The organism is Moorena producens 3L (assembly GCF_000211815.1).
Lineage (GTDB): Bacteria > Cyanobacteriota > Cyanobacteriia > Cyanobacteriales > Coleofasciculaceae > Moorena > Moorena producens.
Map to the genome: position 1 here is coordinate 1 of NZ_GL890909.1, position 5934 is coordinate 5934.

The 5934-nt window shown below is 45.7% G+C and carries 3 protein-coding genes; 2 read left to right on the forward strand and 1 reads right to left on the reverse strand.

Translation table 11 applies throughout. The annotated features are described in order from the left end of the window. Positions 1–288: hypothetical protein (locus LYNGBM3L_RS43540; RefSeq protein WP_193374702.1), on the reverse strand; the 288-nt coding region annotated here is incomplete at its 3' end. Positions 289–697: 409 nt separating this feature from the next. Between LYNGBM3L_RS43540 and LYNGBM3L_RS14275 the strand changes: the two genes are divergently transcribed. Beyond that, on the forward strand, positions 698–4690 hold the full coding sequence (locus tag LYNGBM3L_RS14275) for a magnesium chelatase subunit H (protein ID WP_008184371.1): 3993 nt from the start codon (positions 698–700) through the stop codon (positions 4688–4690). 71 nt (positions 4691–4761) lie between these two features. After that, positions 4762–4953: a hypothetical protein gene (locus tag LYNGBM3L_RS14280; RefSeq protein ID WP_044493219.1), complete on the forward strand. Its 192-nt coding sequence runs from the start codon at positions 4762–4764 to the stop codon at positions 4951–4953. Positions 4954–5934 lie beyond the last annotated feature (981 nt).

The following is a 5934-nucleotide window of genomic DNA, read 5'->3' on the forward strand; positions in this document are numbered from 1 at the left end:
CTGACTGCTGACTGCTGACTGCTGACTGCTGACTGCTGATTGCTGACTGCTGACTGCTGACTGCTGACTGCTGACTGCTGACTGCTGACTGCTGACTGCTGACTGCTGACTGCTGACTGCTGACTGCTGACTGCTGACTGCTGACTGCTGACTGCTGACTGCTGACTGCTGACTGCTGACTGCTGACTGCTGACTGCTGACCACTGACTGCTGACCACTGACTGCTGACTGCTGACTGCTGACTGCTGACCACTGACTGCTGACCACTGACCACAAAATCTTAAGCAATAATTAAGGAGGAACGATAAGTAATAGTTTTATAAATCGATAAAATATCCTTATATATACAACTAAGGTTACCTTTGTCAAGGATTTTTTTTTTGTATTTTTGTTAAGGGCAACAGATTTACTACTTCAGTAATTGTTAAGTAATTTTACAAAAACTGGCAATTTTTATATCGAATTGTATCAGATAACGGCTGTAACTCCCTGAAAGTATACGTTTTTTGATAGAAACTCTTTAGTTGGCAAAACAAAACCATCCCAACCAAGAGTGAGTGGTCACTGGTAGAGAGGTTCGATAGGACATCTATCAATAAAATCTAAATACGATCAAAACCATCAAAGGTGATCAGCCACTTACCGCCACTCAAGGTAAGGCACAGACAACGAATAATCAGGAAGGAGATCTAGCCGCATGTTCACTCACGTCAAGTCCACCATTAGACACATCACCCCAGAAGCATTGAATGGGCGTCATTTGCTGAAGGTGGTCTATGTCGTGCTAGAACCGCAGTACCAGAGTGCATTATCAGCTGCTGTTCGGTCAATCAATCAAAATCAACCAGATATCGCTATTGAAATCAGCGGCTACCTAATTGAGGAGCTGCGTGACCCAGAAAACTATCAAGACTTTAAACGGGATATAGCAGAAGCGAATATCTTTATCGCGTCACTAATTTTCATAGAAGACTTGGCCGAGAAGGTAGTCACCGCTGTAAAACCCCATCGCGATCGCTTGGATGCCGCAGTGGTATTTCCATCAATGCCGAAAGTGATGCGCCTGAATAAATTAGGTAGCTTCTCCATGGCGAATTTGGGACAATCCAAGAGTGCGATCGCACAATTCATGCGTAAGCGCAAGAAAAAATCTGGGTCTTCCTTCCAAGACAGTATGCTGAAGCTGTTGCAGACCTTACCGAAAGTCCTGAAGTATATGCCCATGGACAAAGCTCAGGATGCTCGCAACTTCATGCTCAGTTTCCAGTATTGGCTGGGGGGATCTTCTGATAACCTGGAAAACTTCCTGCTGATGCTAGCAGATAAGTATGTATTTAAGACAGAGAAGAAAAACAGCGAAACCTCTGTCCAATTCAAAGACCCAGTGGTTTACCCAGATATGGGGGTTTGGCATCCTCTAGCACCGCAAATGTTTGAAGATGTCAAGGAATACCTCAACTGGTATAGTAGCCGTCAGGATATCTCAACAGACATAAAAGACCCCCTCGCTCCCTGTATTGGTTTAGTCCTGCAACGCACTCACTTAGTGACAGGGGATGATGCCCATTATGTAGCCATGGTGCAGGAAATCGAAGCGATGGGAGCAAGGGTGATTCCCATCTTTGCTGGTGGTCTGGATTTCTCTAAACCTGTAGATACCTATTTTTCTGAGGAACATGGCAAAACCGTAGTCCCCTTAGTGGATGCGGTGGTATCTCTAACCGGCTTTGCTCTAGTAGGAGGTCCAGCACGGCAAGACCATCCCAAAGCGATTGAATCCTTAAAACGCCTCAATCGCCCCTATATGGTTACACTTCCCTTAGTCTTCCAAACTACGGAAGAATGGGAAAATAGTGACTTGGGACTGCACCCGATTCAAGTAGCATTGCAAATTGCCATTCCAGAGCTGGATGGTGCCATTGAACCAATTATTCTATCCGGACGGGATGGCGCAACTGGAAAATCCATTGCGTTACAGGACCGGATTGAATCAGTAGCCCGACGGGCCATGAAGTGGGCGAATTTGCGCCGTAAGCCCAAGCTTGATAAGAAAATTGCCATCACAGTCTTTAGCTTCCCCCCAGATAAAGGCAATGTTGGAACAGCGGCCTATCTTGATGTATTTGGTTCCATCTATAAAGTGATGGAAGCCCTGAACAACAATGGTTATGATGTCCAAGACTTGCCGGAATCCGCTGAGGCACTGATGCAAGAGGTGATCCATGATGCCCAAGCTCAGTACGCTAGTCCAGAATTGAATATTGCTCACCGGATGTCGGTGATGGAGTATGAACGGTTTACTCCCTACTCCAGTCGCTTAGAGGAAAACTGGGGACCACCACCAGGACATCTTAATAGTGATGGACAAAACTTGTTAATCTACGGCAAGCAATTTGGGAATGTATTCATCGGAGTACAACCTACCTTTGGGTATGAAGGAGACCCAATGCTACTGTTGTTCTCCCGTTCCGCAAGTCCTCACCATGGCTTTGCTGCCTATTACACCTATTTAGAACAAATCTGGCAAGCCGATGCGGTGCTGCACTTCGGCACCCACGGGTCTCTAGAATTTATGCCAGGGAAACAGATGGGGATGTCTGGAGACTGTTATCCAGATAATTTAATTGGTTCTATTCCCAATCTGTACTACTATGCTGCCAATAATCCTAGTGAAGCAACTATTGCTAAGCGCCGCAGCTACGCTGAAACCATATCCTATCTGACTCCACCGGCAGAAAATGCTGGATTATATAAAGGCTTAAAGGAACTCAGTGAGTTAATTGGGTCTTATCAAACTCTCAAAGATACTGGGCGCGGTGTTCCCATTGTTAACACCATTATGGATAAGTGCCGCTTGGTGAATCTTGACCAAGATATTGCCTTGCCCGAGCAAGATGCCAAGGAGCTGAGTGCCGAAGAACGGGATACTTTGGTCGGTCAGGTGTACCGCCGCTTGATGGAAATTGAATCAAGGTTGTTACCCTGTGGGTTGCATGTGATTGGTAAGCCACCAACCGCAGAAGAAGCGATCGCAACGCTAGTCAATATTGCTAACTTAGACCGTAGCGAAGACGAAATCATCGGTTTACCCCGGATTATTGCTAACAGTATTGAGCGAGATATTGATGAAATTTACAGCAACAATGACCAAGGCATCTTAGCTGATGTGGAATTGTTGCAAGATATCACCCAAGCTACCCGTGCTGCTGTTAGTGCTATGGTTCAAGCTCAAACCGACACCGATGGACGAGTCTCTAAAGTCTCTAAACTCAACTTCCTCAATATTGGTAAAAAAGAACCCTGGGTAGAAGCCTTGCACAATTTAGGATACACCAAAGTAGATTCCGAAGCGATCAAGCCTCTGTTTGACTATCTCGAATTCTGTTTAGAGCAGATAGTAGCAGACAACGAACTAGGAGCAATGCTCCAAGCCTTAGATGGGGAATATGTGCTGCCAGGTCCTGGTGGTGACCCGATCCGAAATCCCGATGTGCTACCGACCGGTAAGAATATTCACGCCCTCGACCCCCAATCCATTCCCACCCTAGCAGCGGTGAAATCTGCCAAAATTGTAGTAGACCGACTGTTGGCACGGCAAAAGCGAGATAATGATGGGGCTTGGCCAGAAACCATTGCGTGTGTACTATGGGGTACCGATAATATTAAGACCTACGGGGAATCCCTAGCCCAAATTCTGTGGATGGTCGGGGTTAAGCCAGTGCCCGATGCCTTGGGACGGGTGAATAAATTAGAACTAATTCCCTTAGAAGAGTTAGGTCGTCCTCGGATTGATGTGGTAGTAAACTGTTCCGGTGTCTTCCGGGATTTGTTCATCAATCAGATGAATTTACTAGACCAAGGGGTGAAAATGGCCGCAGAAGCCGATGAACCCCTGGAAATGAACTTTGTGCGGAAACACAGTTTGCAACAAGCTCAAGAGATGGGGGTTAATCTACGGCAAGCGGCGACTCGGGTGTTCTCCAATGCGTCTGGTTCCTATGCCTCCAATGTTAATTTAGCTGTCGAAAACAGCACCTGGGAAGAAGAAGCCGAGTTACAGAATATGTATCTCAGTCGCAAGTCCTTTGCCTTCTCTTCCGATAACCCAGGCACCATGGAACAGAGTCAGCAGATTTTTGAGTCTGCCTTGAAAACCGCTGATGTTACCTTCCAGAATCTTGATTCATCGGAAATTAGCCTGACTGATGTTTCTCATTACTTTGATTCTGACCCCACTAAGGTAGTAGCCAACTTGCGGAACGATGGTAAGAAACCAACCGCTTACATAGCTGATACTACTACTGCTAATGCTCAGGTTCGCACCCTATCAGAAACCGTTCGTTTAGATGCCCGGACTAAGTTACTTAATCCCAAGTGGTACGAAGGCATGTTGAATCATGGCTATGAAGGGGTCCGTGAACTTTCCAAACGCTTAGTGAATACTATGGGTTGGAGTGCAACGGCTGATGCAGTGGATAACTGGGTTTATGAAGATGTGAATACTACCTTTATCCAGGATGAAGAAATGCGTCAGCGGTTAATGAATTTGAATCCCAATTCCTTCCGTAAAGTAGTGTCTACGTTATTAGAAGTTAATGGACGTGGCTATTGGGAAACTAGTGAGAGTAATTTACAGCTGTTGCGCGAGTTGTATCAGGAGGTTGAAGATAAAATTGAAGGCATAGATTAGGATTATTGGCGTTGCGTCAGTCTTGGAATGAATAGGAGTAGAGTGGGCATCCTGCCCGCTCGACAATAAGCATGAAACTGGCAAGATGCCAGTTCTACCAAGATGCCAGTTCTACCAAGATGCCAGTTCTACCAAGATGCCAGTTCTACCAAGATGCCAGTTCTACCAAGATGCCAGTTCTACCAAGATGCCAGTTCTACCAAGATGCCAGTTCTACCAAGATGCCCATTCCACGCTTGATGCCCATTCTACAAAAGTATTAAAATCATTCCATTATTAAGCAACGCCAAAAGCGATGCAGCGCGGTCTTGGGGGTTTCCCCCATGAGCGACTGCATCAAGACAGAGTAGCTTTTTAGAGACGTTCAATAGAGCGTCTCTAATTTTTAGGACTTACGAATTTGCCCCCTAAATCCCCCAATTCTGGGGGACTTTAACTCAACTTTGCGGTGCGCGAAATTTGCTGTCAAAAAAAATTTTTAAAAACCCTTGACAAATTATATTATAATCATTATGATTATAATATAAAACAACAAGCAAAAGGTGACCATTATGGATTCCGAATTTCGCCCAAACCCAGAGACTAATCCTGAGGATATAACTCCTAGTAATAATCCTCAGGTGCGCTTTCCGTTGGCGAATTAAATTCGCCACGGGTCGCACCTCAAGAATCGTTTCCCAAAAAATATCCGGTTCAGCATATTTTGAAGGGCTCCCGCAAGGGCATAATCAACACCATGCATAGCCTCTATGTAGTTGGTTATGCGGAAATTATCGAGTGGACTCCTCTGCAGCGTGCGGCTTGTTCTGAGTAGGAGCAACTCGTAGTAGAGTAGGTTATGACTCAGGTAACTCGCGGAATAACATCCCAAAGGTTATAACTATTCATCAGGATGGCGGTGCAAATCCGACCCCATCAGGAGAGATGTGACACCCTATCTGGCCACACCGAGCAGGCGACATCCTAGCAGAGTGACGCTGGCAACAGGGCGGAATCAGACACGAATCAGATGCGTGACACTGCCGCTAATGGGAAGATGACATGGGTAACAGCAGCGAAAGTCCTTAAAAAGTGTCTAAAGGAGAAGCCGCAATCTGACTAGTATATGCGAGACTCGATTCCTGATTATCCTCACAACGTTCTGTTGCAGACAGTTGTAAACTCTGAGGAGGGAATAGGCAAAGTGGACTGCCCTAAACCATCAAAACAATCCGATGAATGGAACAAGTAAAAACGATAGCAAT

What these genes read in the sequence shown, in the direction of transcription:
- LYNGBM3L_RS14275 (WP_008184371.1), top strand. Translation starts at nt 698, where the DNA reads ATGTTCACTCACGTCAAGTCCACCATTAGACACATCACCCCAGAAGCA.
- LYNGBM3L_RS14280 (WP_044493219.1), top strand. Translation starts at nt 4,762, where the DNA reads ATGAAACTGGCAAGATGCCAGTTCTACCAAGATGCCAGTTCTACCAAG.